The sequence below is a fragment of the Pseudomonas putida genome, assembly GCF_026625125.1.
In the GTDB taxonomy this organism is placed as follows: domain Bacteria; phylum Pseudomonadota; class Gammaproteobacteria; order Pseudomonadales; family Pseudomonadaceae; genus Aquipseudomonas; species Aquipseudomonas putida_X.
On sequence record NZ_CP113097.1, the window covers coordinates 1,659,141 to 1,684,694 of the forward strand.

Annotated in this window: 11 protein-coding genes and 4 tRNA genes; 10 read left to right on the top strand and 5 right to left on the bottom strand. The window is 58.1% G+C overall.

The window, feature by feature from the left end; all coding sequences use genetic code 11:
- The first annotated feature begins 1 nt into the window (after position 1).
- The 4 genes from OSW16_RS07615 to OSW16_RS07630 all read left to right on the top strand — a co-directional run bounded on the left by OSW16_RS07615 (position 2) and on the right by OSW16_RS07630 (position 485).
- A tRNA-Gly gene (locus OSW16_RS07615) sits at positions 2-77 on the top strand.
- Between the two features lie 91 nt (positions 78-168).
- Positions 169-244, top strand: a tRNA-Glu gene (locus tag OSW16_RS07620).
- 3 nt (positions 245-247) lie between these two features.
- Positions 248-323 (top strand) — tRNA-Gly (locus OSW16_RS07625).
- An 86-nt stretch (positions 324-409) separates the two neighbouring features.
- Positions 410-485 (top strand) — tRNA-Gly (locus tag OSW16_RS07630).
- Between the two features lie 381 nt (positions 486-866).
- On the opposite strand, the gene OSW16_RS07635 is transcribed toward OSW16_RS07630, so the two are convergent.
- From OSW16_RS07635 to OSW16_RS07655, 5 genes are all read right to left on the bottom strand, one after another.
- Complete coding sequence (locus OSW16_RS07635; protein ID WP_267822007.1) at positions 867-1,451, bottom strand: fimbrial protein; 585 nt, start codon at positions 1,449-1,451, stop codon at positions 867-869.
- A 506-nt stretch (positions 1,452-1,957) separates the two neighbouring features.
- Positions 1,958-4,477 (bottom strand): fimbria/pilus outer membrane usher protein, encoded by a 2,520-nt coding sequence (locus OSW16_RS07640; protein WP_267822009.1) that lies wholly within the window; start codon positions 4,475-4,477, stop codon positions 1,958-1,960.
- Positions 4,478-4,734: 257 nt separating this feature from the next.
- On the bottom strand, positions 4,735-9,783 hold the full coding sequence (locus OSW16_RS07645) for an RHS repeat-associated core domain-containing protein (RefSeq protein ID WP_267822011.1): 5,049 nt from the start codon (positions 9,781-9,783) through the stop codon (positions 4,735-4,737).
- A 32-nt stretch (positions 9,784-9,815) separates the two neighbouring features.
- Positions 9,816-10,802, bottom strand: a complete 987-nt coding sequence (locus OSW16_RS07650) for a hypothetical protein (protein WP_267822013.1) — start codon at positions 10,800-10,802, stop codon at positions 9,816-9,818.
- Positions 10,803-11,122: 320 nt separating this feature from the next.
- Positions 11,123-12,106, bottom strand: a complete 984-nt coding sequence (locus tag OSW16_RS07655) for a hypothetical protein (RefSeq protein ID WP_267822015.1) — start codon at positions 12,104-12,106, stop codon at positions 11,123-11,125.
- A gap of 290 nt (positions 12,107-12,396) precedes the next feature.
- Here OSW16_RS07655 and OSW16_RS07660 point away from each other — a divergent pair, with 290 nt between their 5' ends.
- The 6 genes from OSW16_RS07660 to OSW16_RS07685 all read left to right on the top strand — a co-directional run bounded on the left by OSW16_RS07660 (position 12,397) and on the right by OSW16_RS07685 (position 25,542).
- Positions 12,397-14,886 carry an Ig-like domain-containing protein gene (locus OSW16_RS07660; protein WP_267822017.1) on the top strand — a complete coding sequence of 830 codons (2,490 nt, stop codon included), beginning with the start codon at positions 12,397-12,399 and terminating at the stop codon, positions 14,884-14,886.
- Between the two features lie 349 nt (positions 14,887-15,235).
- Positions 15,236-17,053: a hypothetical protein gene (locus tag OSW16_RS07665; protein ID WP_267822019.1), complete on the top strand. Its 1,818-nt coding sequence runs from the start codon at positions 15,236-15,238 to the stop codon at positions 17,051-17,053.
- A 29-nt stretch (positions 17,054-17,082) separates the two neighbouring features.
- Positions 17,083-19,566: an Ig-like domain-containing protein gene (locus OSW16_RS07670; RefSeq protein ID WP_267822021.1), complete on the top strand. Its 2,484-nt coding sequence runs from the start codon at positions 17,083-17,085 to the stop codon at positions 19,564-19,566.
- Positions 19,567-20,022: 456 nt separating this feature from the next.
- Positions 20,023-20,184, top strand: coding sequence for a hypothetical protein (locus tag OSW16_RS07675; protein WP_267822023.1), 162 nt, complete (start codon positions 20,023-20,025; stop codon positions 20,182-20,184).
- A gap of 22 nt (positions 20,185-20,206) precedes the next feature.
- Positions 20,207-22,693 carry a hypothetical protein gene (locus OSW16_RS07680; RefSeq protein WP_267822025.1) on the top strand — a complete coding sequence of 829 codons (2,487 nt, stop codon included), beginning with the start codon at positions 20,207-20,209 and terminating at the stop codon, positions 22,691-22,693.
- Positions 22,690-25,542 (top strand): hypothetical protein, encoded by a 2,853-nt coding sequence (locus tag OSW16_RS07685; RefSeq protein WP_267822027.1) that lies wholly within the window; start codon positions 22,690-22,692, stop codon positions 25,540-25,542. The genes OSW16_RS07680 and OSW16_RS07685 overlap by 4 nt, the downstream gene beginning before the upstream one ends.
- The last annotated feature ends 12 nt before the right edge of the window (positions 25,543-25,554 follow it).

Genomic DNA, 25,554 nt, shown 5'->3' on the forward strand with positions numbered 1-25,554 from the left:
TGCGGGAATAGCTCAGTTGGTAGAGCACGACCTTGCCAAGGTCGGGGTCGCGAGTTCGAGTCTCGTTTCCCGCTCCAGTTTCTCCGGCACTGCTTAACGGCGGGGCAGGAAAAGAAAACCCAGGCTGAATCGTGAGGTTCAAACCTGGTGCACTGAAAAGTGTTGTGTGTCCCCTTCGTCTAGTGGCCTAGGACACCGCCCTTTCACGGCGGTAACAGGGGTTCGAGTCCCCTAGGGGACGCCATTTGCGGGAATAGCTCAGTTGGTAGAGCACGACCTTGCCAAGGTCGGGGTCGCGAGTTCGAGTCTCGTTTCCCGCTCCAGTTTAAATACTGTGGCGTCTATGCGGTGCAGTGGTGGTGAAGGTCTTAGTGGCGCTTCACGCCGATAGCGGTAACAGCTTCATAATGCGGGAATAGCTCAGTTGGTAGAGCACGACCTTGCCAAGGTCGGGGTCGCGAGTTCGAGTCTCGTTTCCCGCTCCAAATATTGGTTTACAGAGTTCCATTGAAATCTGTAAGTCCTTGAAAATAGACGCTTCGGCGTCTTTTTTCGTTTCAGCGCAGTTTCCCTGAATCCACCAGCAGCCACGAAATTCAAGTACATTTTTAAGTACAGCGATTCCGGGTAGTTGGCGTAGCGGATTGATGGCTGAGCTGGGCCTTGGGCCCACCAGGGCCATTGGCCGCCGGGGCGCGACGTTTATCAATGGGGCACTCAGGCGCTGTGGCCCCGGCTCAGTCCCGCGCAACTCGGCGATTCGGCCATGGCACAGTTGACCAGCCTTCCAGTTTCTCCATCGCCTTGGGCCCGGAAAGGCGGCTACAGGGCCACCCTTCCACTCGTTTCAACCTTGCGCCTGCCCGCTACCGGTAGCTGACGGTGAACTTCAGTGCGCCATCCGCTCGGCCAGGCGACACATCGGCATCGGTTTGCAGGTAGCGTGCACGGAAGTCGAGCTGGGTCACGCCGACCTGCAGGGGTTTGACTGGCACATCCACATTGAGCTCGACTGGGCGCCCGTCATCATGCAGCAACTGTATGCCGAGGCCGCTCGCGGTCGAGTCCGTCGTCAGGCTGAACAAGCCCTGGTCTGCATCGATCGGCAGCGAGCCGCGTACGCCCTCGAACCGCAGGTAGGCTTGGGCCGTGCTTGCGGCAGGGTCAATTTCGCAGTCGCTCAGGGTAATCTGGAACGGCTTTGCAGGCGTGGTGTAGCCTACGCCGGTGAAGTCCTGCACGGGATATTCGCCCAGTTGAACCGGGTCGGCTATGAATGGGTCGGGCAGGAGGGTGCATTGTTCCTGCCTCACCGTGCCGCTGAGGCTGAAGCGCAATGCCATGCCCACATCGCTGTAATGCCCGGTGAACAACTGTACGTTGAACGGGGTGGGTGTGGACGGGATCGTTCCTGTTTTAACCAGGGTGGTGTGGGTGCGCATCATATTCATGATGATGCCCGCCCCCCCGGTGTGTCCTTCGGAGTACCCCTCGTAGGGTACTGATGTCCAGGTCCTGGGCCGCCAAAAATTCGGCGCAGTGGAATTGGCGTAGGGGCGGTCCAGCCGTACGTGAATACCTACGCCGGGCACACCGATTTGCAGTACACGCCCCGTGAGGTCTTCGCCGTTCACCGGTGGCAGGGCCCCTGGGAATATCGGTACGCTCGGTCTCAATGATACTTCCAAGGTTGATGTTCCGTCGCTGTAGCAAGCCAACTCCAACCTTGCTGCGTTATGCAGTTGGACGTTTCGATCAACCGCGCCAATGGGAGTGCCTATCGGGGCATCCCGGGGGATCCACAACGTGCCGACATCCAGCGAGTACTCCAACACGCCGGTACCACCGCTTCTGAAGAAGCACTCGGCATGGGCGCTGTTGCTGTAGCAGAGCGCTAGCAAGAGTGTGCCGACTCCAGAAATGAGCCCGTATTTCATGCAAGTTTTCCCAAGTATCATCAAGAATTAACGTCAGGGCAGTGCAGGGTCTTTATTCGGTATCCCTGTTCGGCTGGCATCTGTGCAGGGTCTATCTGCAGCTCGCAACGCCGTTGTGGCTGCTCACCCCAACGCACGTGCAAGGTTTGCGGGCTGGCATCGACCGCGACCAAGGCCTGGCCGGCCTGGCCTACCACCGCAACCTGTTGGCCATCCTGGGTGCTGACCTGTGCACCGAAGGGCAGCGGCTGGCCTTCGGCTTGGAGCAGCGTGAGCACCAGGCGAGCAACCTTGCGTGCGGCGAAGTCGGCCCTGACGATGGCGCCACGCCTGGGCACCACCTGCAGGCTGCCGTTGTCGATGACGGTTTCGGGCCCCAGCATGTCGGTTTCGAGAATCACCTGGTTGCGCCGATAAGGCCGCAGGTTCGGCACCAAGGCAAAGCCATTGGAATCGGTGTTCGCTCTGGGGGCATTGCGCACGCCAACCCCTGGGGTTTGCGCAACCCGCACCAACGCATTGGTGTCGCCAAGATAGGGGCCGAACGTCAGCCCGTCTTGATGCAGCAGCATGCTGCCTGTGGCATTGAGCGACAGCGATTGATAGCCGCTGCTTTGGGTGATGCCCGCCCCGTAGCTGGCGACGTTGCCCTGATAATTGCCTGACAGGGCTGCCGAATGCCTGCTCTGTTCGTCACGGCTGCCTGAGACCGTATAGTTGACGCGGTTGTCGAGTGCGCTCCCGGACAAGCTGGCACGCTGGCTATGTCGGCCATCGCTCGTTTGCACATCGAAACTGGCGCTGGAGCGGCCCATGAAGTCCAGCGGCATGGAGAGGGTCAAGCCGAATAGCCGCGTGTTGCGGCTTCGTTCATTCAAGGCCTGCGAGACGAACAGGTTGTAGCTGATGCCGCGATGCAGGGTATTGAACTGGATTTCGTACTGGCGCCGCCGCAAGCCGGTATTCCAGTAATCATCCTGGGTCAACAACAGGTTCAGCGAGCTGCTCTGCCCCAGGCGCTGGTAAGCGGAGGCTTCGAGGCGGCTGCGGCGGTTGCCGAGCCAGGCGGAATAGGCGTTGCGTTCGCGCACGGCTTCGTCGTAATCGCGATAGCCTTCGGTGGAATAACGGTAGCCGGCAAAACGCAGGTTTGTGCCGCTGGAGAACGCCTTGCCATACCGGGCGGCGTAGCTGTGGCCCTGGACCTGACCGAGCGTGCTCCCCAGGTCGCTGTTCGCCTGGGTGACATCGAATGCCGTTGCACCGAACTGCCCCCAGTCCCGTGCGACGCCCAGGGTGCCTGCGCGGTAGTAGTCGCCACCTTGTACGCCACCGTAAACGGTAGTGCCCCAGGCGGCCCCCCTGGCCAGGGTGGCTTGCCAGAGCAGCGGGTTATCGAGTTTCTCGGCGCCGGCATACCGGCCAAGGGTGGCGCTGTAACGCCACACCCCTTGGCGCAGCAGGTTGTTCAGGGTGGAGTAGGGCACGCTGGAGCGCCGTACGCTGCCGTCGGCTTCGGTGAGGACCACCTCCAGCTCGCCACTGCTGGCACCCACGCCCAGGTCGTCGATAAGGTAAGGCCCAGGGGCAACGTAGGTGGTGTAGATCGGGTAACCGTTTTGCAGCACTTCGAGCCTGGCGCGGGTTTGCGCCACGCCGCTGATGACCGGTGCATACTGCTGCATGATATCCGGCAGCATGCCCGGGTCTGATGCTACCTGCATGCCCTTGAACGGCAGGCCGCGGAAAATGTCACCGTTACTGAAGGTCTGGCCCAGGGTGAAGGTGCCATGGCTATCTGGCAAGTCGTGCTGGGCATAGGTGTTGGTGTGTGACCACTGCCGGCTGCCGTGTGCATCGTCGCGCATCGACTGGCTGCTGCGCAGGCGCCATCCGGCAACGTTGAGGCCGCTGTGCACCAGCAGGTCGTGGTTGGTTTCGTTGCGCCCGTTGCGCAGGTTGCGCACCTGGGTGGCCACCTGATAGTTGGCGAATGCGGCCGGGATCCCGGCGTCCCAGAGGTCGCTGGCAATCGCCCCCGTGACCTCGCGGCGCAGTAGCAACTGCGGCAATGTCAGGGCCAGGCTCAAGCTGGCCGTGTCGAGCTGGGCCGAGGCATCGGGCACCCAGTGCGCCAGGTTCAGGCAAGGCTCGGCTTCGGGGAGCGGCGTGGGCAGCGCCTCTTCACGCAAACCTGCTTCGCGCAGCAGGGCGGCGGTCATGCAGGCTTGCAGGCCCTTGCCGTCTTCGCTATTGCGCAGCTCCAGGTCGCGTGGGCCGAGGTAGTCGAAGTTGACGCTGACGTCGATGCGGTAGCGTCCCGGGGCGAGGCGGGTCTGGCTGGCCAGGCCGTGCAGGGCAGCCGTGCCGGTGAGCTGGCCGTCGGTTTGGTGAATGAAGGCGGGGTCGAAGCCCAGCGGCTCAGCGGTTGACCATGCCACCCGCGCTGTGGGAAGCAACAGGGTGCCACAGGCAATGGCAAGTAACCGGCTAGCTGAAGGCGTAGCTGTTCGCCGCCGATAAAATATCGAGAGGAGCATCGGGTGGTCCTGGTGCGAGGCCAGGCTTCCCTGAAGCATGGAAGCGCCCGGCGTGGTCGTATCCGACTTGCGACCAGGCAGAAAGCCAAGCAAGCCGATATATGACGCAACAGGTTATGAGGCGGGGTCGACGGGGGATGTAAGGGGATTCTGCAAGGAAATGTTGATATCTGGACGAAATGGGTCCCGCATTGCTGCGGGACCCAATTAGATTAGTCAGGCTACCCATCGGCTCTCGGGTAGCGGTTGTGCGTAGCCTAAGGTATAGGCGCGTTATCTCCGGCGTAGCCCCCAACAAGGCGATTCATGTTCATCCATGTTGCACCGTCCCCGGCAGAAGTACTCGGAACAGGTTGCACAGGCGGGTGGGGTGGCGCCAACGATCCGTTACTTGGCAGCTCTCCTGAAGGTAGTTGGCGCGCGGGCGTCGGTTGTTCCGAGTTATTGCCCGCTGATGGAGATGCCAAAGTTGTTGTACGTACACCACTCGTATCAGGGCGGTCGAGGCCTACCCTAGGGAGTTGATACTCGGGTGTAGGTCGCATCGGGATACCACCTGCCGTCGTCGCTGGAGCCACGGTCTGTATCGCGCGCGCCGAGGCACCGAAAAACCCTTTGATATTTCCCCATAATCCGGCCAGGCTCGATGACACCTTCTCGGCGATCTGTTGAATGCCGCCCATCAACGCCGACATCGACATCATCGACCCAATGCCCGCGACGGCAGAACCGCCCCACATCAACCCCTCTCTTACGCCGTCTTCGACATCCGCTAGCAGTGACACCCCCATCATTATCACCCCGGCCGTCTGCACGGCGATGCCGACAATGGCGGTGGCCGAAAAGGCGGCAGCAATCGCCGTGCCGGCAGCCAGCGCTCCGGCAACGGGGACCACTACCGATGCCACCAATGCCAGCGCCGCGATGCCGAAAAAGATCCACCCCATCGCGCCTGACCCCGGTTGCTCCGGTACCTCGTAAGGGTCCTCGTAACCTGGCATGGGGCCACGCCCGAGCGCGGATTGGCCGCGATGGCCGGTGGGGTCGCGCCAGGATATGGGGTTGCCCAACGCGTACAGGTAAGGGTTGATGCCCGCTTCCTCCGGTGCCAGAGCGTCCGGGCTATGGAAGCGCATCAGCCCTGGGTTGTATGCACGGTAGCCCCGCCCGAGCAGGTACCAGCCAAAGCCTGGCTCGCGCACTTCGCCGTTGAACGCCAGCAGGCTTTGCAATTCGTCGTCTTCGGCGCGCTCACCGTAAACGCTTTGATTTGCAGCGTGCAGTTGGCCGTCGGCGTATTCGCCCAGCACGCTGCCGCTGTTGTCGCTTAGCAAGAGGCGTCCCGAGCCGCTTTGCACGTGTTGCAGGCCCAGTGAGGTTTCGCCGTTGCACAGGTACTGCACCAGCACGTCGTCCTGCACGGTGCCGCTGAGCCGGTAGCCTTGGAAGCGCCGTATCACTTCGCTGGCGCTGCCGTGGCGCACCCCCACCAAGTGGTCGTGGCCGTCGTAACGGTAGCTGGCCAGCGACTGCTTCCCGTCGGCGCTGCGCACTTCGCACAAGCGGCTGCGGTCATCGTAACTGAGCAGGTTGCCCCATTCGTCGTTGTTCAGGTTGCCGTCGGCGTCATAGCTGAATGCCTGGGTTTGCGGATAGTCAGGTTGCAGCGTGTGATTCACCGACTTCAGCTGGAAGGGGTTGAGCTCGTCGAGGGCGAACGTGGCATTGTTGGTGTTACCGTCAGCGAAACGTGTCTGGCAGCGGGTGAGGTTGTCCAGCTGGTCAAAACCAAACACCTGTTTCTTGATCCGCCGACGTGCGCTATTGGCAGGCAAATCGCTGCCGTCGTATTCGACCATGGTCAATCGGCTGAGCGCGTCGTAGCTGAATGTCTCTTGCAGCAGCAGGGCATCGCCACGCTTGCGGATGCGCTGGTGCAAACTGTCATCGTCGCGCCACACCAACTCGAGGGTATCGACCGTGCCGTCGTCCAGTGTCAGTGTGCGCGTCTTTTCCCGGCCATGCTCGTCGTAGAGCACGTCGCAGGTGACGCTACGCTGGTTGCCTTCATGGGTGGTGACGGTCTTTTGCAGGCGGCCGTCTTCATCGTAGCTGAACGTGGCCTTGAGCTGGCCTTGATGGGTTTCCCTCAGCCGGCCTTTGTCATCGTAGCGGCTGCGGGTCGGCAACTCGCCGCCGCCACTGCGCAGCAGCGGCAGGCCTTGCAACGAAGTGGTGTACTCGAGCGCGTAGTTTTCGCCCTCGTTCTGCCCGGCCCAGCTCTCCTTGAGCAAAAAACCCTGGTCGGTGTAGCTGTATGCCCGTTCGCCGGTAGGTGCGTTGGCCTTGGTAATGGCGGCGTCCTTGCGATCGTAGGCGAAATTGTAGGACGGCTGGGCCTCTTCACCGGCGCTGATGCCGGTAGGTTGAAGCGTCAGCTCCGGGCGATAGGCGAAGGTGGCGGTCTTGCCGCTGGCGCGCTCGTGCTTGTGCACCAGCACCTGGTCGGGGCGATAGTGGTATTTCTCGACACGGGTGCCCACGGTGAACTGCGTCATGCGCTCCAGCCCATCGAAAACACGCTTGCAGATTGCCTGCGGTGGCGCGTCGCGTCTTTCCAGCAGATGCAACGCTTCGGTCAGCTCTGCCTGGCTGTGGCTGGCGAAGGTGCGCGTCAGCACCGAGCGGTTGGGCCGCTCGGTCGCGAAAATGCGATCCCACGCGTCGTATTCATGACGCTGGGTAAGCGCAAGCTGCTTGTCATCGTCCAGGGGGTCGCGCAGGGTCTGGGTCTGCTCCACGCTTCGAGCCAGGCCGTCATACAGGTAGGTCTGTTTGCCCACCGTTTTGCCGTCCTTGTCCAGGCGGCTGTCGCTGATCGGCTTGCCGTGCACGTTCAGCTCGCTGACTTGCACCCCACGGCGCTCGCCCGGGGCGCTCTGGCGCTCTTGCCAGGTGGTGAGGATGTCACCCGTGGCGCCAAACGGCGAGCGCTCCTGGCAAAATGCAACACCGTCCGGGCCTATGGTCTTGCTGCGGTCATTCCAGGCGTCATATTCGAAATGCGTGGTCAGCGCGAGTGGCAACTCACCAAGCTCGTCGTCTTCGAGCAGGTCGAAGCGGCTTTCCTTCAGTAGGTTGCCTACGCCGTCATAGTCGCATGCATACACCTTGTGCCAGGCACGGGTGTTACGGGTTGGATGCTCGACTTCCAGTTCTTCCCACAAGGTGCGGTTAGCACCATCGAACCAGGTTCGCGTGACCACCCCCTGTGCATCGGTGACAGATTTACAGGCCTGCCCGGCGACGCCCGGCGAGGTATAGCTGTACTGGCGCGTGGTCCCATCGGCCGGGAGGGTCTCGCTCAGTAAACGGTCGAGTGCATCGTAGCGGAAAAGGACTTCTACCTTGTGTTGGTTTTTCTGGCGCATGACCGAGCCGGTATGGCGGGATACATCCACTTCGGTCACTTGCTCGAGGCGGTCATGCCCCTGGAAGGTGCGTTTGGTGCGCAGCAGGTTTGCGGCGCCTTGGTCATCGTCGACCAGGCTATGGAAATAGCGGGTGGTCGAGGTTTTTTGCGTTTCGCCGCAGTAGAGTGTGTCCTCCTGGTAGTCGAGGCGCCCGTGAAGCAAGGGGTTGTCGGGGTGGTGAAGGTATTTACGCTCGCTGTGCTGCAGGCGTATTGGCTCATCCCCCAGTTGCACGCGTTCTTCGCGGTTGGACAGCAGCCAATACCCGGCCGACTGGCTGCCGCCAAGGGTGTCGAACTTCCTGTAGTAGTAGCGGTTAGACAAGGTTTGCGCCTGGCCCTCGGCGTCGGTGGCCGGGTACCGGGTCTCTTCCTTGGTCGTGCGCACGAAACCGTACGGGTCGGGCGGGCAATCGTCGCCATCGCCTTGGGCCGGGTAGTAACTGTGGCGGGTGTATATCGTTCCGGCCAGGGTTGGCGCTTCCAGCAATTTGCCCTGGGCATCGTAACGGGGCACGGCCACTTCGGACTTGAGGGTCAGGTTGCCATGCTCGTCGTAGCGGGTGATCAGCACTTCTTCGCGCAGCTGGTTGCCGCGTTTCCAGCGACGGGTCGTGCTGTAAGGGAGCTGGAAGTTGTTCGGTTGCTGAGCGAAGGTCAGCCCCGGGAGCTCATGGTAGGCGGTCTCGATTTCCTGAATGTGTTCATCCTGGTTGGTGACCTGCTTGCTCAGCAGATGGAAGCGGTTGAATGTACGGGTGATGGTGCGCAGCGGCTGCTCCACGCCCTCAGCGTCGAGCACCCACTGTGTGGCGGTGGAGCCGTAGGTGAAATACTGGTCGGTGGAGTCGTAGAGATGATCCTCGCCATCGTCCTTCCACTGGATCCCGCTGCCATAGCCCAGGAAGTTGTTGCTGGTGTAGTCGTAGGTGGTGATCATCGGTGGCTGGTCGGCCCCGGGGTCGATCTGGTGGCGGGTCACCCGAGGCAGGGGGTCGGGCAGCTGGCCACCGCCGGGGAAGGTATGGCCGTCGTCATCGTAGGCGATGGTCTCGACGGCGCCGCTGGGGGTGGCTACCTCGCTCAGGAGGAACAGGCCACGCTGTTCACGGTAGTCGAAGCGCCAGCTGGCCTTGTCGTCGGTGGGCAGCACCACGGCGTCGATGCAGCGCCTGGCCGGCGAGCCCTGACTGCTGAGCTTGAGTTCGTAGCGCGCCAGGGGCGCTCCCCCCGGGCCGGCCCCCGGATGCAGATCGATCAGTACCCTGGCGCTCTCGTAGGTCAGCGTGAGCAGAGGCGGCCCGGCCTGCTTGATATGGTTGAGGCAGGGGGCATTTTCGGCGTAGGGGTTTTGCGTGTGCTCAAGGGTGATGGCATGGCCGGAGGCGGCTTCGACCCGCACCGGCAGGGCCACGCGGTTGCTTTGCGGGCCGTGGAGCTCGAGGAATTCGACCAGGCCGGTCTTGTGCACCACGCGAAAGTGCTCGGCATCATCGACATGGAAGTGGAAGCTTTCCAGCTTGCGCTCGGGAATGGCGTAGTCGTTACTGTCGCCGACGACCTTGTAGCGCTCGCCGCTGTGCAAGGTGAGCATGTTGCTCGCCGGCACGTATTCGGTAAGGTTAAACGTCCAGCCGACACCGAAGCCCGAATCCTGGTTGTTGAGTGGGTTGTAGACCAGGCGCAGCGGCAATGACGGGCCGCTGAGGTCGTTACCGACCAGTTCGGGCAGTTCGATGGCCAGGGTGTACTGGCCGGTGCGCGGGTCCACGCTGTTTTGCACGAAGCTCATGAAATTGAAGGCGTTGGAGCTGGCGATGGATGAGTTGCTCATGACGGAAAACCTGTAGTGAGAATGGGTGGAAATCACTGCACGGTGGCGCAGCGCACACGGGAAGGTCCGCTGTAGTAGCCTTCATGCCAACGGCCGACCATGACCCCGCCAGGCTCACAAGTGAACACGTTACCCTTGTCGACTTGTGAGGTGCTCCACGGCCCAGGTGTTACGGTAAGCGCACGGCCATTTACTTTAGGTGTCGCACATCGATAATGTGTACTGCCATCTGAGGTACCTGTGTAAGAGCGACCCTTCATGACCTGATTAGGAGGGCAAGAAAAGTAATGGCCGCCCGATTCCTTGAATGTGGTCGATTCGCTTTCATCGCTTAATGCAACCTCATTGTTGCCTTGTCTGAGACTGGCGCACCGATAATGAGTGACCCCCCCCTCCCAGTCACCCATGTGTAATCGTGAAACAATTACTTTGTTCTGCGGGCAATCGAACTTGGAGTTCCATTCCCAAACAGTAAGTTCATCGGTGTCGTGCAGTGTCGTGGTCACGGGCTTCGGCGTATCGATAGTTTTTGATGTGGTCACTTCAATACATTTGACCGAGTCTCTCGGGTTTGCGCCTTGTTCCATTCTTTTTTCGCGAAGTTGTAGGCCGGGCGCAATCATGTTTTTCGGCGCAACCGCGTAAAGGTCTATAATTTCCCAAGGTGTTTGCGGGTCTGTAGAAGTTGTTGGGGCTATTGCAGTGCGTAATGTGATTTCGTGTTTGCCCTGACCGCGGGTGCACCAAGGATCATCGGTCATGTAAATAGTCGCGGCCGAGGGGAGATCCGTCAATACGATGCTTCTGACCTTCCAGTCCTTGCATTCCGCTACCGAACCCTGGGCGCTCAGATTGAATTGCTGAGTGACCCCTGAACCGGGGCCGGGAATATAAAGCGCACACTTTTTCTTGTCTGGGTTCAGCAGCGTAATGGTACCGCCGGCCTGTGCATTTGCCGCGTGATTGAATGAGACGAGCAGTAAGGCTAGCAAACTGCACAGTAGAGTATGTTTAGCCATGGTGGCTACCTCGCGTCGGGTCGATTAATAGGCCGGTGTCTGTAGCCGTGCTTGACGTGCCCCAGCCGTCATTACTCTTAAAGAAACTATTCCAATCGGGGCGGTGAGGCACCTGGCAAAAATGATAGGTTCTTCAAGGGCGCACAGGCTGGTCCGGGATTAACTGGCAGGGTTAAAAAAGTGTAGTGATCGCCAAGATGACTATGGGGTGCCGTTAATCTCGCTAGTTGGCGAGTGGGCCTGCGGAAATTGAAAGCTTCGGCGCTGACAATGGATGGATTGCTCATGATTGGTAGACCTATAGTGCGAATGGATAAAAATCATTGCACGAGTGCGCAGCGCACGCGGGTATCGCCATTTTCGTCTTTATAATGCCAGCGACCAATCATGACCTTGGTAGGCCCGCATTGGAAGTTGCTCCCCTTCTCCCTTTGCGCATTGCTCCACGGCTCAGGCGTAACGGTAAGTCTATGGCCGCTTTCTGTCTTGGGTGTCATGCACCGATAGACTGTGTCGCCATTTTCGTCGCTGTAGTGATCTCGGCCGGTCATGACTTGATTAGGTGGGCAAGTAAAGTAATGCCCGCCCTTCTCTATGAATGAACGGGATTGGCTTTGCTCACTTAATACGACGTAGCTGTCGCCTTGCTTTAGGCGCGCGCACGTATAGATGGTCTGACCGTTCTCGTCGTTGTAGTGTCTTCTACCAGTAATCACCCATTGTGGCGGGCAATTGAATTTAGAATCTTTCTCACCTGTTGGATAGTCACCGCTAGCGTCAACGCTCGTGGGTTTCAGCTTTGGTGTATCGATGTCTGCGGACGTTCTAACTTCAATGCACTCGACCGAATCCTGTGGGTCAGCCTCAGGCTTCAGTGTCATCGACTGCAGTTTTACGCCGCGCGTAATGATATATCCAGGCTGGAACGTATAGAGATTGGCGATTTCCCAGGGGGTCCGCGGGTCTGTAGAAGTTGAGGCCTCTGAGATGCGTAATGTAATTTCGTGTTTGCCCTTACCACGGGTACACCAAGGGTCATCGGTCATGTAGATAGTCGCGGAGGAGGGAAGATCCGTCAACACGAGGCTTCTGACCTTCCAGTCCTTGCATTGCAGGGACGAGCCATAGGCGGTCAGGTTGAATTGCTGGGTCACCCCTGTGCCGGGGCCGGGAATATCAAAAATGCATTTGTCCTTCTGCGGATTCAGCAGCGTGATAGTACCGCCGCCTTGCGCAACTGCGGCGTGGTTCACTGATAGAAGCAGTAGAGTCAATAAACTGCACAGTAGCTTATATTTAGCCATGGTGGCTGCCTCGCGTCAGATCGATTAATAGGCCGATGGTTGTAGCGGTGCTTAACATGCCCCGGCTTTCGTTACTGTTAAAGAAGCTAACCCAATGGGGGCGGTGAGGCACCTGGCAAAACTGCTAGGTCCGGCGGGGCGCATAGAGGGGTCCAGATTATCTGGCAGCGTTTCAGGCTAGGTAGCCCAGGTGAATACCGAGGACCTGATAATTTTGCCAGTAGGCGGATGGCGGGGGCTCAGTTATAAAGAAGTTCGGCTCCCGCAAAGCATCAATAGAGGACAGAAAAATGGCTAGAGAATCGTTTGAGGATTTTCTGAGCTTCATGAAAGAAAAACCCCGCACTTTGGGTTGGGACGCAATTGTCGCTTATGACCGTGGTACGACCAATGATTTGCTGATGCAGGAATACATAGATCGTTTTGAAAATAGGTCATATTTTGAAACCCTGACTTTCGCCGTACCCCTCACCCAAGGTTGGCAGGTGTCCGAAGGGCAGCGCTTGGACAAGCCCCGCCTGAAGTTCGAGGATGCCGATCTGGGTCACAGCACAGCAGATTTGTCCATGCGCATCGTGGGCGGCCGCCAGTATCACGTGGGTCTCGACGTGAACCGTGGTTATCGGTTCAACTCCATTAAACTGGCCGATGCACTGAATGGCCCTGTACTGCATGTGCGTTTGGAATTGGGCAGAACGCCGGGCCATGTGGAGCGGCTAATGGGTGGGCAGGCGAGTGTCATCATCGATTTGAGCAATCCGAGTTGGGAGTTTTACCTGACCTTTTCAGACTACCCAGAAGAGAATTATTTGGGCGGTGCGCGGTACAAAGAGATATTCGCCAATTGGCCTGACGAAAAGAAAGCGTTAACGCTGTGTGAGCTCAGGATCTTATTGGTCGACTTTGTGCAGCCAGAGAGTTTTTTGATCAGGACCCACGCCGAGCCCAATGCAACGGATGGCGAAGGAGCTGTGCTGCTTTTCGTGACAATGAAGGGCAGTGAAAACGGCAGCATGCCGGTGGCTGATAAAGACTTCCATTACCTGCTACCCGAAGCATCCAATGCTGCAATGCCCTATAGCACCAATGTGGTTTTTTCGCATAATTTTTTCTTGCCGCGGGTGTTGGAACAATGGTTTTTCGGCCTTCATTTTGACAACGTGGGTAAACCTTACGAGTTTGAAGTATTGGGTGGCAGTGATGGAGGGTTCATTCAAGGGGTTCGAGTAACCCAGGGGGCGTTGGCGGTGCCGGATTATAGCACCGACCCGGAGAGTGAGCCTTATTTGAGTTTTGGACGATTTGCACTTGCATTCGCTGATGATTGGGAGTGGGGGGAAGGTGCATTTACTGTGACACCTCATCAGTATGCAGAGGGGTGGTTTACGATCACTTGGACTGGAGGCCATACCACTACTCTGGTGGCTAAGGCGAACAGAAACTCAAGGGAGTACGCCTCAGGTGTTGATCATTGGTGGAGCCTATCTGCTGATTTTGCGATTGGGATTGATGCTGATAAAAGAACCTACTTGAAATTAGAACGCTGGGACATGCAGGCTGGGCTGGAATTTGGCCCCTACTGGCGTGAGTGGGCCGCGGTCGATCCCGATATGTATAAGATTGTAACTGAAGCGAATACTTTAGCATCCCACCTCATTGACCGGCGGATACAACTGGCCTTCGAAAGTTTCAGCATGTCTACCAGATTCATGAATCTGTTGCTGCTTCATGGGTTTATTTTCAAAGGCGGCGCGAACACAATTCAGCCTGATAAAGGCTCCCACCCCGGTGATTTCGTACTCCCTGGCTACTTGGCACCCTCTCAAACCACCCTCAAACTCAATGCCACTGAAGTGACCCTCGGCGCCGGCTCGTTCTATCAATTCACCGCCGAGCCATCCAGCGGGGTCACCTGGGCAGTGAGCAACTTGCCGGATGAAGAGGGTGATTGCGGCAGCATCGATGCCAACGGCAAGTACACGCCCATGGCCGCTTCGACAATCCCCCATGCGCAGAAGGTGGTCATCGTCACGGCCACCAGCGGCGAGAATATCAGCCGGGCCCTGGTCACCGTCATCAAGCGCAGCATCGCCCTGGACCCGGTCATCATGACCGCCGAGCAACTCGCCACCAAGGATAACGTCTACAAGGTTTCGGGCGCTTCGCTACAAGGCAGTACCCTCCAATGGCGTATGTCGGAAGGTGCGATCGGGTCGATCCAGACCGACCCGAACCCTCTTCCGGACGTGCAGGATGGTCGCCTGTATGTCGTGCCCAAGAAAAGCAGCGCCGCGACCATGGCGTTCGACGAGCGTTACGGCAAACTCATGCCGGTGGCCTCCGAGCAGTGGCAGGCCAGGCGGGCGGCGGGCTGCAAGTTTTCCGCAGTCGACCTTTCCGATCTCATGGCCTTCGAGCAGATCATCGTCGAAGGCGAAAACGACAGCCAAACCATCGACGTGCTGTTGCCGCTACAGAACGAAACGCACTGGTTCCAGTACCAGCCAATGGCTGACGGCAGCGTGCAGCTGGAGCTCTGGACCGATACCATGGATGGCGCTCTGCGGATAGAACCCGAATGTGCCGATTGGTTTCTGGTGAAGGGCAACGGAACGTTAGACCTGGGCCTGTACACGCCCGCTGCCGATGGTAGCGACAGCTACGCCGTAGTGGTGGCCTACGAGCCTGGCAGTCGTCGTGACTATTGGTGGACCTACGCCATCCTGCCCATGCCCTATCTGGACGTGGCGCGCATTATTGAAAATGGAGAAAGCTCATGATCTCCAGTCGCTACAGCCAAACGCTTCAGCGCTTGGCCTACTGGCCAGCACGCTGAAGTTTACTGCGATCTTCATCAACTATGTCGGCACATTACTTGTTAAGCCAGGTTATGTGCCGGCCGTTGGGTGCTGCATGTTTTTTGCGCTTGCAGCGTAATTAACAATAAGAGCAGCAACGTCAATAATCAGCACGCTAGGGGCTGTTCAGGCGGGGTGCCTACGTGCCTGAGATCGGTTGAAGGCCGATGTTTGTTGCGGTGGTTAATCCGGTTGACCTGTTAATTTTGCTAGTAGGCGGGTGGCTCAAGCGCACTTATAAAGGAGCTCTGAGCCCATGAGGAATATGCCAATGTCACGCCGACTTGAACAGGCGGTCGAGCCGCTAACGCCGCCACCCGCCCCGATCATCGAAATACTCAATACCTACGATGAAATCGATTTTGAAATCTTGGGCGAGGATGATCTGGCTGTTTCGATGGAATGGCCAGGCATCGCACTGGGCGATACATTTCACGTTCACTGGCGAGGGGCGGATGCCGCAGGCCAAGGTTTTGATATCTACGGCGATCATGAGGTCGATGAGAGCAATTTCAACTCCCAGACAAACCGCGTCACGATCAACATCCTAAATGGATTCATCGTTGCCGCAGACCAAGGCTACGCATTCGTCTCTTGCGAAGTAACCAACCCAGCACTGGGGCATTCGCTGCGTCGCTTCGCTTTTGTGGGGGTCCGTGCACATCGCATGGAACATCTGCCGGTCGCGCAGGCTTTGGAGTCCCATAGGTTGTACATCGACCCCGATGACCTTGGCAGCGCCGGGGCGACGTTCATCATCCCTCCCTACCAAGCCATGCAAAAAGGCGACGACGTCAAGTTGACCTTCCAGGGGTACAGCGACGGTTTCCCTGAGGTCCCCTGGACCGACCTTGAGCCAGTGCTGACGGAGGCCGATGTCGGCCTGCCGGTGATCAGGCAAGTTCCCAGAGACCAGTTCAATTTCCTACAAGGCGGCGATTACGCGGATGTCTGCTATCAGATCAAGCTTGCTTCTGGCGGCGAGGCCCTGGTGGGGCCGGTGCAGAGGCTGAACATTGGCCCGCTTCCCGAGGACCGCCTGCCGCAGCTGACCATCGACGACTACGAGGGCGGCGAACTGGACCCCATCGAATTTCCCGAGGGGCTGACGCTGCGGGTCAACGCCTACCCTCAGCTCAATGTCTCGGACTGGATCTTGTTGCAGGTCAACGGGCAGCCCGTCGGCTTCGAACGGGCAGACCTGAGTACCCTGCATGGTGGGGAGATTACCTTCCAGCTAGGCGCGCAGGTGCTCAAAACCAGTGAGCGTCTGAAACTCTCGTACCAAAGCGCTCGCGAGGGCCTGGGCCTGGCTTCGGAAACCCTGGATGTGGAGCTGGTCGACACACGAGACTTGGCAGTCGTCGAGGTCGAGCAAGCCCAGGGGGAAGGTGGCGAAAACCCCAGCCATTTGTGGCTCGATGCCAATAGCGCTATAGGCGGGGCCTATATCAATGTGCCGCCCGTCGACCTGCGCGTGGGCGAAACGGTGCAGGTGCATTGGCTTGGGCGCCCCGACGCCGGTACCCATGTCGCCACCGAGCCGGTAAGCCCCGCTTGGCCCTGGCGTTTCAGGGTGCCTGCCAGCGCCGTGGCGGCCAACATGGAGGCCAATGCCCAATCCGCCAATAAGCGCTTCGAGGTGCTCTGGCACATTGTCAAGGACGGGAAAACGCTCCAGGTCTCGCCGCCGGTCCATTTACGGATATTGCCGTTAGTCACCAGCCGTTATCCACAAATCACCTGTGCCCAGGCTCGAGGCCAGTTGTTGTCGCGTGAAAAAGCCTTGGCGGAGGGGGCACACCTTGCCCTCACGCAGTGGGTGTTCATGGCTGCGGAGCAGCATGTGAACATCGCGTTTATTGGTAAGGGGAACTCGGGTCCGTTCGCAAGAGTTCTACGTAATGAGCCGACCACGCCAGACGAAGTGGCGGCAGGCGTGATCGAGCTCCCAATCCCGGAAGACGTAGTGAGGGCGCAGACGCTCGGTGAAGTGTTTGAAATCCACGTAACGGTGAACTTCGAAAACGTCGATCGAGAGGATGTGACTACGACGTTCTCCACACTTTATTTAACAATGGCTCAATAACGATTGATCATCCAATCGAGGACAGAAAAATGGCTAGAGAATCGCTTGAGGATTTTCTGAGCTTCATGAGCGAAAAGCCCCGCACTTGGGACTGGGACGCAATTGTCGCTTATGACCGTAATACGACTAATGACTTGCTGATGCAGGAATATATAGAGCGTTTCAAAAGTGATGCGTACTTTGAAACCCTGACCTTCGCGGTACCCATCACCCAGGGTTGGCAAATTTCCGAAGGGCAACGTCTGGACAAGCCCCGTCTGAAGTTCGAGGCTGCCGATCTGGGTGACAGCACAGCAGATTTGTCGATGCGCATCGTGGGCGGCCGCCAGTTTCACGTGGGTCTCGACCTGAACCGTGGTTATCGGTTCAACTCCATTAAACTGGCCGATGCACTGAATGGGCCGGTACTGCATGTGCGTCTGCGCTTGGGGAATACGCCGGGCCATATAGAACCGGTATACAAAGGGGAGGCGAAAGTCGTCATCGACTTGAGCAATCCGACTTGGGATTTTTACCTGACCTTTTCAGACTACCCGGAAGAGAACCGGGTGGGCGGTGCACGCTACAAAGAGATATTTTCCAATTGGCATGACGAAAAGAAAAAGTTAACCCTGAATACGCTCAGGGTCGCCCCGGACGACTTCGTGCAGCCCGCCAGTTTTTTGATCAGAACCCATGCCGAGCCCAATGCAGCGGATGGCGAAGGTGCTGTGCTGCTGTTCGTGACAATGCAGGGAGGGGAAAACGGCAAGTTACCGGCGAACGATAAAGACTTTCACTACCTACTCCCTGATGCTCCGATACCCTATACCACCAATTTAATCTTTTCACAAAGATTTTTCTTGCAGCGGTTGATGGCAAAATGGTTTGCCGGACTCAATAGTGCCAACGAAGAGAGGCCTTTCGAGTTTGAAACATTGGGTGACAGTGAAACGGGGTTCATAGAAGGAATCAAAGCAACTCAGGGGGTGTTATATATGCCGCCTTATGAGACTGGTCCGGGAGCTGAACCTATTTTAGACTTTCAAAATGGATTCAAACTTGCATTTGCTCCTGATGACGTGTGGGGCGAAGGTGAATTTACCCTGACCTATTATAAGCATGACGAAGGGAGGCTTCAGTTTCTATGGACAGGAAAAAATAACAGTTATTTGGTCGCTAGGGCGAATGATACGTCAGGAGTCCACACTGGCGAAAGTGATTTTACTTGGGAGGGAAGTGGAATTTATTTCCTCGAAATTGATGGCACGAAAAAATGCTCTCTGAAATTAGAGCAGATGACCGCTATGAGTGTGCTGGAACTTAGGCCATCATGGGAGGAGGCGCTCGAGTGGGACCCCAGTGTGGCGGCAATCATAGCCGCAGCGGGGCCAGTAGGTTCCGAGCAGGTCAAACAACGATTAGTGAAAAGCTTCGAAGAATTCGCAGAAGCTACCAACGATATCAATTTGTTCCTGCTTCATGGCTTGTTGTTCAGGGGTGGAGCAGAGGTAATACAGCTTGATAAGGCCTTCCTCCCTGGTGATGTCGTACTCCCCGGTTACTTGGCACCCTCCCAAACCACCCTCAAACTCAATGCCACTGAAGTGACCCTTGGCGCCGGCTCGTTCTATCAATTCACCGCCGAGCCATCCAGCGGGGTCACCTGGGCCGTGAGCAACTTGCCGGATGAAGAGGGTGATTGCGGCAGCATCGATGCCAACGGCAAGTACACGCCCATGGTCGCCTCGACAATCCCCCATGCGCAGAAGGTGGTCATCGTCACGGCCACCAGCGGCGAGCATATCAGCCGGGCCCTGGTCACCGTCATCAAGCGCAGCATCGCCCTGGACCCGGTCATCATGACCGCCGAGCAACTCGCCACCAAGGATAACGTCTACAAGGTTTCGGGCGCTTCGCTACAAGGCAGTACCCTCCAATGGCGTATGTCGGAGGGTGCGATCGGCTCGATCCAGACCGACCCGAGCCCTCTTCCGGACGTGCAGGATGGTCGCCTGTATGTCGTGCCCAAGAAAAGCAGCGCCGCGACCATGGCGTTCGACGAGCGTTACGGCAAACTCATGCCGGTGGCCTCCGAGCAGTGGCAGGCCAGGCGGGCGGCGGGCTGCAAGTTTTCCGCAGTCGACCTTTCCGATCTCATGGCCTTCGAGCAGATCATCGTCGAAGGCGAAAACGACAGCCAAACCATCGACGTGCTGTTGCCGCTACAGAACGAAACGCACTGGTTCCAGTATCAGCCAATGGCTGACGGCAGCGTGCAGCTGGAGCTCTGGACCGATACCATGGATGGCGCTCTGCGGATAGAACCCGAATGTGCCGATTGGTTTCTGGTGAAGGGCAAAGGAACGTTAGACCTGGGCCTGTACACGCCCGCTGCCGATGGTAGCGACAGCTATGCCGTAGTGGTGGCCTTCGAGCCTGGCAATCCTCGTGGCTATTGGTGGACCTACGCCATCCTGCCCATGCCCTATCTGGACGTGGCGCGCATTATTGAAAACGGAGAAAGCTCATGATCTCCAGTCGCTACAGCCAAACGCTTCAGCGCTTGGCCTAACGGGCCAGCACGCTGAAGTTACTGCGATCTTCATCAACTATGTCGGCACATTACTTGTTAAGCCAGGCTATGTGCCGGCCGTTGGGTGCTGCATGTTTTTTGCGCTTGCAGCGTAATTAAATATAAGTGCAGCAACGTCAATGATCAGCACGCTAGGGGCTGTTCAGGCGGGGTGCCTACCGTGCCTGAGATCGGTTGAAGGCCGATGTTTGTTGCGGCACTTAATCCGGTTGACCTGTTAATTTTGCTAGTAGGCGGGTGGCTCAAACGCGCTTATAAATGAGCCCTGAGCCCACGAGGAATATGCCAATGTCACGCCGACTTGAACAGGCGGTCGAGCCGCTAACGCCGCCACCCGCTCCGATCATCGAAATACTCACTACCGACGATGAAATCGATTTTGAGACCTTGGGCGATGATGATCTGGCTGTTCGATGGAATGGCCAGGCATCCAGACGAAGCCGACGCAGGCGTAATCGAACTCACAATTCCGGAAGACGTAGTGAGGGCGCAGAAGCTCGGTGAAATGTTTGAAAGCCAGGTAACGGTGAATTTCGAAAACGTCGATAACCGTTGACCATTCAATCGAGGACAGAAAAATGGCTAGAGAGTCGTTTGAAGATTTTCTGAGTTTCATGCGCGAAAAACCCCGGACTTGGGGTTGGGACGCGATTGTCGCTTATGACCGTGAGACAACCAATGATTTGCTGATGCAGGAATACATAGATCGTTTTGACAACGGAACATTTTTTGAAACCCTGACCTTCGCTGTACCCCTCACCCAGGGTTGGCAAGTTTCCGAAGGGCAACGCCTGGACAAGCCGCGCCTGAAGTTCGAGGCCACCGACCTGCCGAACAGCAGCGCAGACCTGTCGATGCGCATCGTGGGTGGCCGCCAGTTTCAGGTGGGCCTCGACCTGAACGGTGGTTATCGTATCAACTCGCTCAAATGGGCAGATGCCTTGAATGGGCCTGTTTTGCATGTGCGTTTGGAATTGGGAAAAACGCCGGGCCACGTGGAGCGGCTAATTGGTCTTCGGGCGAGTGTTATCATCGATTTAAGCAATCCGAGTTGGGAGTTTTACCTGACCTTTTCAGATTACCCGGAAGAGAACCATTTGGGCGGTGCGCGGTATAAAGAGATATTTGCCAATTGGCCTGACGAAAAGAAAGCGTTAACCCTGTGTGAGCTCAGCATCGTCTTGGTCGACTTGGTACAGCCAGAGCGTTTTTTGATCAGGACCCACGCCGAGCCCAATGCAACGGATGGCGAAGGTGCTGTGCTGCTTTTCGTGACAATGAAGGGCAGTGAAAACGGCAGCATGCCGGTGACTGATAAAGACTTCCATTACCTGCTACCCGAAGCGCCCAATGCTGCAATGCCCTATAGCACCAATGTGGTTTTTTCGCATAATTTTTTCTTGCCGCGAGTGTTGGAACAATGGTTTTTCGATCTTCAGTTTGACAACGTGGGTAAACCTTACGAGTTTGAAGTATTGGGTGGCAGTGACGGGGGGTTCATTCAAGGGGTTCGAGTAACGCAGGGGGCGCTGGACGTGCCGCGGTCTGAGACCGACCCGGAGACTGAGCCTTATTTGAGTTTCGGACGATTTGCACTTGCATTCGCTGATGATTTGGGGTTGGGGGAAGGTGCATTTACTGTGACACCTCATCAGTCTGAAGATGGGTGGTTTACGATCACTTGGACTGGAGGCTATTCCACTAGTCTGGTGGCTAAGGCGAATAGAAATTCAAGGGAGTACGCCTCATCTGTTGATTATTGGTGGAGCTTATCTGTTGATTTTGCGATTGAAATTGATGGTGATAAAAGAGCCTGCTTGAAAGTAGAACGCTGGGACATGCAGGGTGGGCTGGAATTTGGGCCCTACTGGAGTGGGTGGGCCGAGGTCGATCCCGATGTGTATAAGATTATGTCCGAAGCGAATACGCTAGCACCCCGGCTCATTGAGCAGCGGATACAACTGGCCTTCGAAAGGTTCAGCATGGCGACCAGATTCATGAATCTGTTGCTGCTTCATGGGTTTATTTTCAAAGGTGGCGCGAACACAATTCAGCCTGATAAAGGCTCCAACCCCGGTGATTTCGTACTCCCAGGTTACTTGGCACCCTCTCAAACCACCCTCAAACTCAATGCCACTGAAGTGACCATTGGCGCAGGCTCGTTCTATCAATTCACCGCCGAGCCGTCCAGCGGGGTCACCTGGGCAGTGAGCAACCTACCGGCGGAAGAGGGTGATTGCGGCAGCATCGACGCCAATGGCAAGTACACGCCCATGGTCGCCTCGACAATCCCCCATGCGCAGAAGGTGGTCATCGTCACGGCCACCAGCGGCGAGCATGTCAGCCGGGCCCTGGTCACCGTCATCAAGCGCAGCATTGCCCTGGACCCGGTCATCATGACCGCCCAGCAACTCGCCACCAAGGATAACGTCTACAAGGTTTCAGGCGCTTCGCTACAAGGCAGTAACCTCCAATGGCGTATGTCGGAGGATGCGATCGGGTCGATCCAGACCGACCCGAACCCTCTTCCGGACGTGCAGGATGGTCGCCTGTATGTCGTGCCCAAGAAAAGCAGCGCCGCGACCATGGCGTTCGACGAGCGTTACGGCAAACTCATGCCGGTGCCCTCCGAGCAGTGGCAGGCCCGGCGGGCGGCGGGCTGCAAGTTTTCCGCAGTCGACCTTTCCGATCTCATGGCCTTCGAGCAGATCATCGTCGAAGGGGGAAACGACAGCCAAACCATCGACGTGCTGTTGCCGCTGCGCAACGAAACGCACTGGTTCACGTACCAGCCGATGGCTGACGGCGCCGTGCAGCTGGAGTTCTGGACCGATACCCAGGATGGCCATTACCAGGTCCCCCCCGAAGATGCCGATTGGTTTCTGGTCAGGGGCAACGGAACGTTAGAACTGGGCCTGTACACGCCTGCTGCCGATGGTAGCGACAGCTATGCCGTAGTGGCGGCCTACGAGCAGGGCGCTCGTGGCTATTGGTGGACCTACGCCATCCTGCCCATGCCCTATCTGGACGTGGCGCCCATTATTGAAAACGGAGCACGCTCATGATCTCAAACAGCAAAGGTCAGATTCTCCAACGCCTGGAACAAGGCCAAGTCATGAACGGCTGGGGCGCGATCATCGCGCTCGAGGGGGAGCAACTCAACAAGATGCTCGAACAGCGCTATCTCGAGGCCTTCAGAGACCTGAGCTTTCTGCTGCCATTCACCCTGGAGCTGTCACCGGGCGATAGGCCGGATGAACAAATCGTGTTGAACAACCTGGTGTTCGGCGTGCCGCGGCTGTCGTTCGAAGCAGCCCAACTGGCCGACAACAAGGCCACGCTTACCTTGGATATTCTCGCGGGCACCATGACGCAGATGTTCGACACCCCCGCGCAGCCGCCAGTCATGTTGCAGAGCACCAACCTCGGCGCGGGGTTGGGGCATCGCGTGCAGATGACAGTGAGCCTGACCGTTGTCACGGGGCTTATCGATGGCAGCGGCAAGCTGGCGATCGACATGACCCAGGCAGAGGGTTTCGACTGCCAGTTGGGCCTGGCCAGGGAGGTGGAACTGGAGATCGCCCAGGCCATGGGTGCGCGCATCCAGTCGTTGCCCGCCTATCGGCAGATGTTCACGGTGGCCACGCTCGACTTCCAGAACAAAGGGCCGTTGAGCGTGCAGCGCTTCGAGGTGCTGACCCAGCCGCATCCTGATGCTGCCAAGGCCACGCAAGAGGGAGCAGGGGCCGTTGTGCTGTTCTGCCAGTTGCGTGCGGATGATGAGCCTGGCGGGTTACCGACCAATGATGGGCGTTTCCCCTATCTGATCCCCGACGATGTCGATATCCAAGGTGGGGCAGCATTCAATGCCACGGTGTTGATGCACGATCGGTTGCGCAAGTTCTTCCCGCTCCAGGTCCCGGGTGTTGCAGGGCACCTGGCGCTACCTAACGCGCATGTGCTGGGCGAGGGTGAGACACATGATCCGCTGGACCGCGTCACTTTCACGCGGGTAAGCGCCACAGAGCGCTCGTGGTTCGTCGAGCCCTTGCAGGCGCAGATCGAGGCCGGCGGCGTCAGGGCGTTCAAACTGGTCAATGGCCGCGGCACCCAGGCCAACGCAACGGCGTCCCAGTGGACCGCCGCCAACCTCCAACGCCAAAGCACGGGGACGATGCGGCCAGACGGCACCTACGAGGCCTCAGCGCGCCCTGCCTTCAGGCAGAATCAGCAAGTGGTCGTGGTGTCCAACGCCTTCCAAGACGGCGGACAGAACCAGGTGCGCACCTCGATCGCCGTCGAGCACGCCGAGCGAGTGTCCATCTCACCCAGCGCAGTCACCTGGCGCAGGGGGGAAGGTCCTATCAGCTTGATAGCCAGTACGACGGGGGGGGCCGCATCCTGGTCCTGGAGCCTGGAGGGGGAGATCTATGGCGAGCTGAGTCCAAGCGGGAATATCGCTACATTCCTACCCGATACGCCGGAACAGAACGTGCCGCAGATTCTGCTGCAGCGCATTCGCGCAACCGATACCAGTAGTGGCCATTTCGCTGAGGCCACTGTGGTCATCATTGCCTTTAGCGCCACATTGACCGTCACTCCGGCGCATGTGCCGGCAGTGGATGCCACGCAGCCGATCACATTCCAGGTGGAAGGAGGGAACGAAGGCATTGAGTGGTCGCTTTTCGGAGAGGGCTTTATTGATAGTGAGACGGGGGAGTTCACCCCCCCACCGAAGCCAGACAGCAAGGTCACGGTGGTGATGGCGAATTTCCCGCCACGCCAAAGCGGCTATGCGGTCGTCGAACTGGCCGCCGAAGCGGTGGAACCGCCTACCTGGACCGCCCTCACCGAGTTCAGCCTGGCGATCACGGGTTCGAACACGTGCTACGCCAACGGCATGCAACAGGTCGAAATCCTGGTGACGATCGAAACCTCGACGCCTAGCGGGCAACCGAAGCAACCGCTGTCACCCACTGAGCTCTCCACGCTCAAACTGTATTATGACGCTGGCAGTACCCAACTGGAGTTCCTGGCGCCGGAGCAGGAAGGTTTGCCACCTGGCAGCGGTATCGACTGGGCAGTGGCTGTGCTGCCGAACCGCTTCCACCCTCAAACCGCCACTACGTCACCGGCGATTACTGGCGACCCTGAGGCGACCCGCCGACGGTATCTGTATCTGCAGAGTGGCCAGGCGACCAACACCCGGACGATCTATGCCAAGTTCACCAAAGATGGGGGTGGCGAATATGACTCTCGTGATAAGAACGGCAAGACCGACATTCAGAGCGTAGCCCCGCCAACGCTCGACGCCAGCCATTACAACCTGCAACGCGATCGGATCAAGGAGATCCGTGGCAGTAATGCAGGGGGACTGGACGACCCGTTCAGCTATTGGACGGCATCGCTCGACTACTGGACGCTCTCGTACAGGCTTCATGGCTCTGGGCCTAACGTAAAGTTCCTGCTCTGTGAGCCTGTTGCTGCGCTTTCGGCAGTGCGCTGGGAAAGCGAGCAGTTGGATGAAAGCTTTGCCAGCTACCTGGCCTACGCCTTCAACCCCTATGAGGGCGAAGACCCATCCTCGCCTCCGGGGCTCATTATCGACCCCTGGCTGCGCGCCTTGTTTGCCGAAGAAAAAATCGGCTTCGAGGACCTGGAGGAAGATTTGGTGCCAGGCAAGGGGCCTGCGCCGGGTGACTTGATGGTCAGCCTCCACCGCATGGATGACCTCGTCTATTGGCATGACAAGATGGGTAACGGCGAGGCATACCGCAATTACCGCGAGCACCTGGAGGGGGGCTTGAAGTTCAGGCTTCGGGACCTGTACGGCAACCTGCATCCGGTCGTGATCGATTACCCTGGCCCGACGGTGACGGGCCACCGTAACACCGTTGAGTTGCGCCTCTGGTGAACCGGCAAGCGC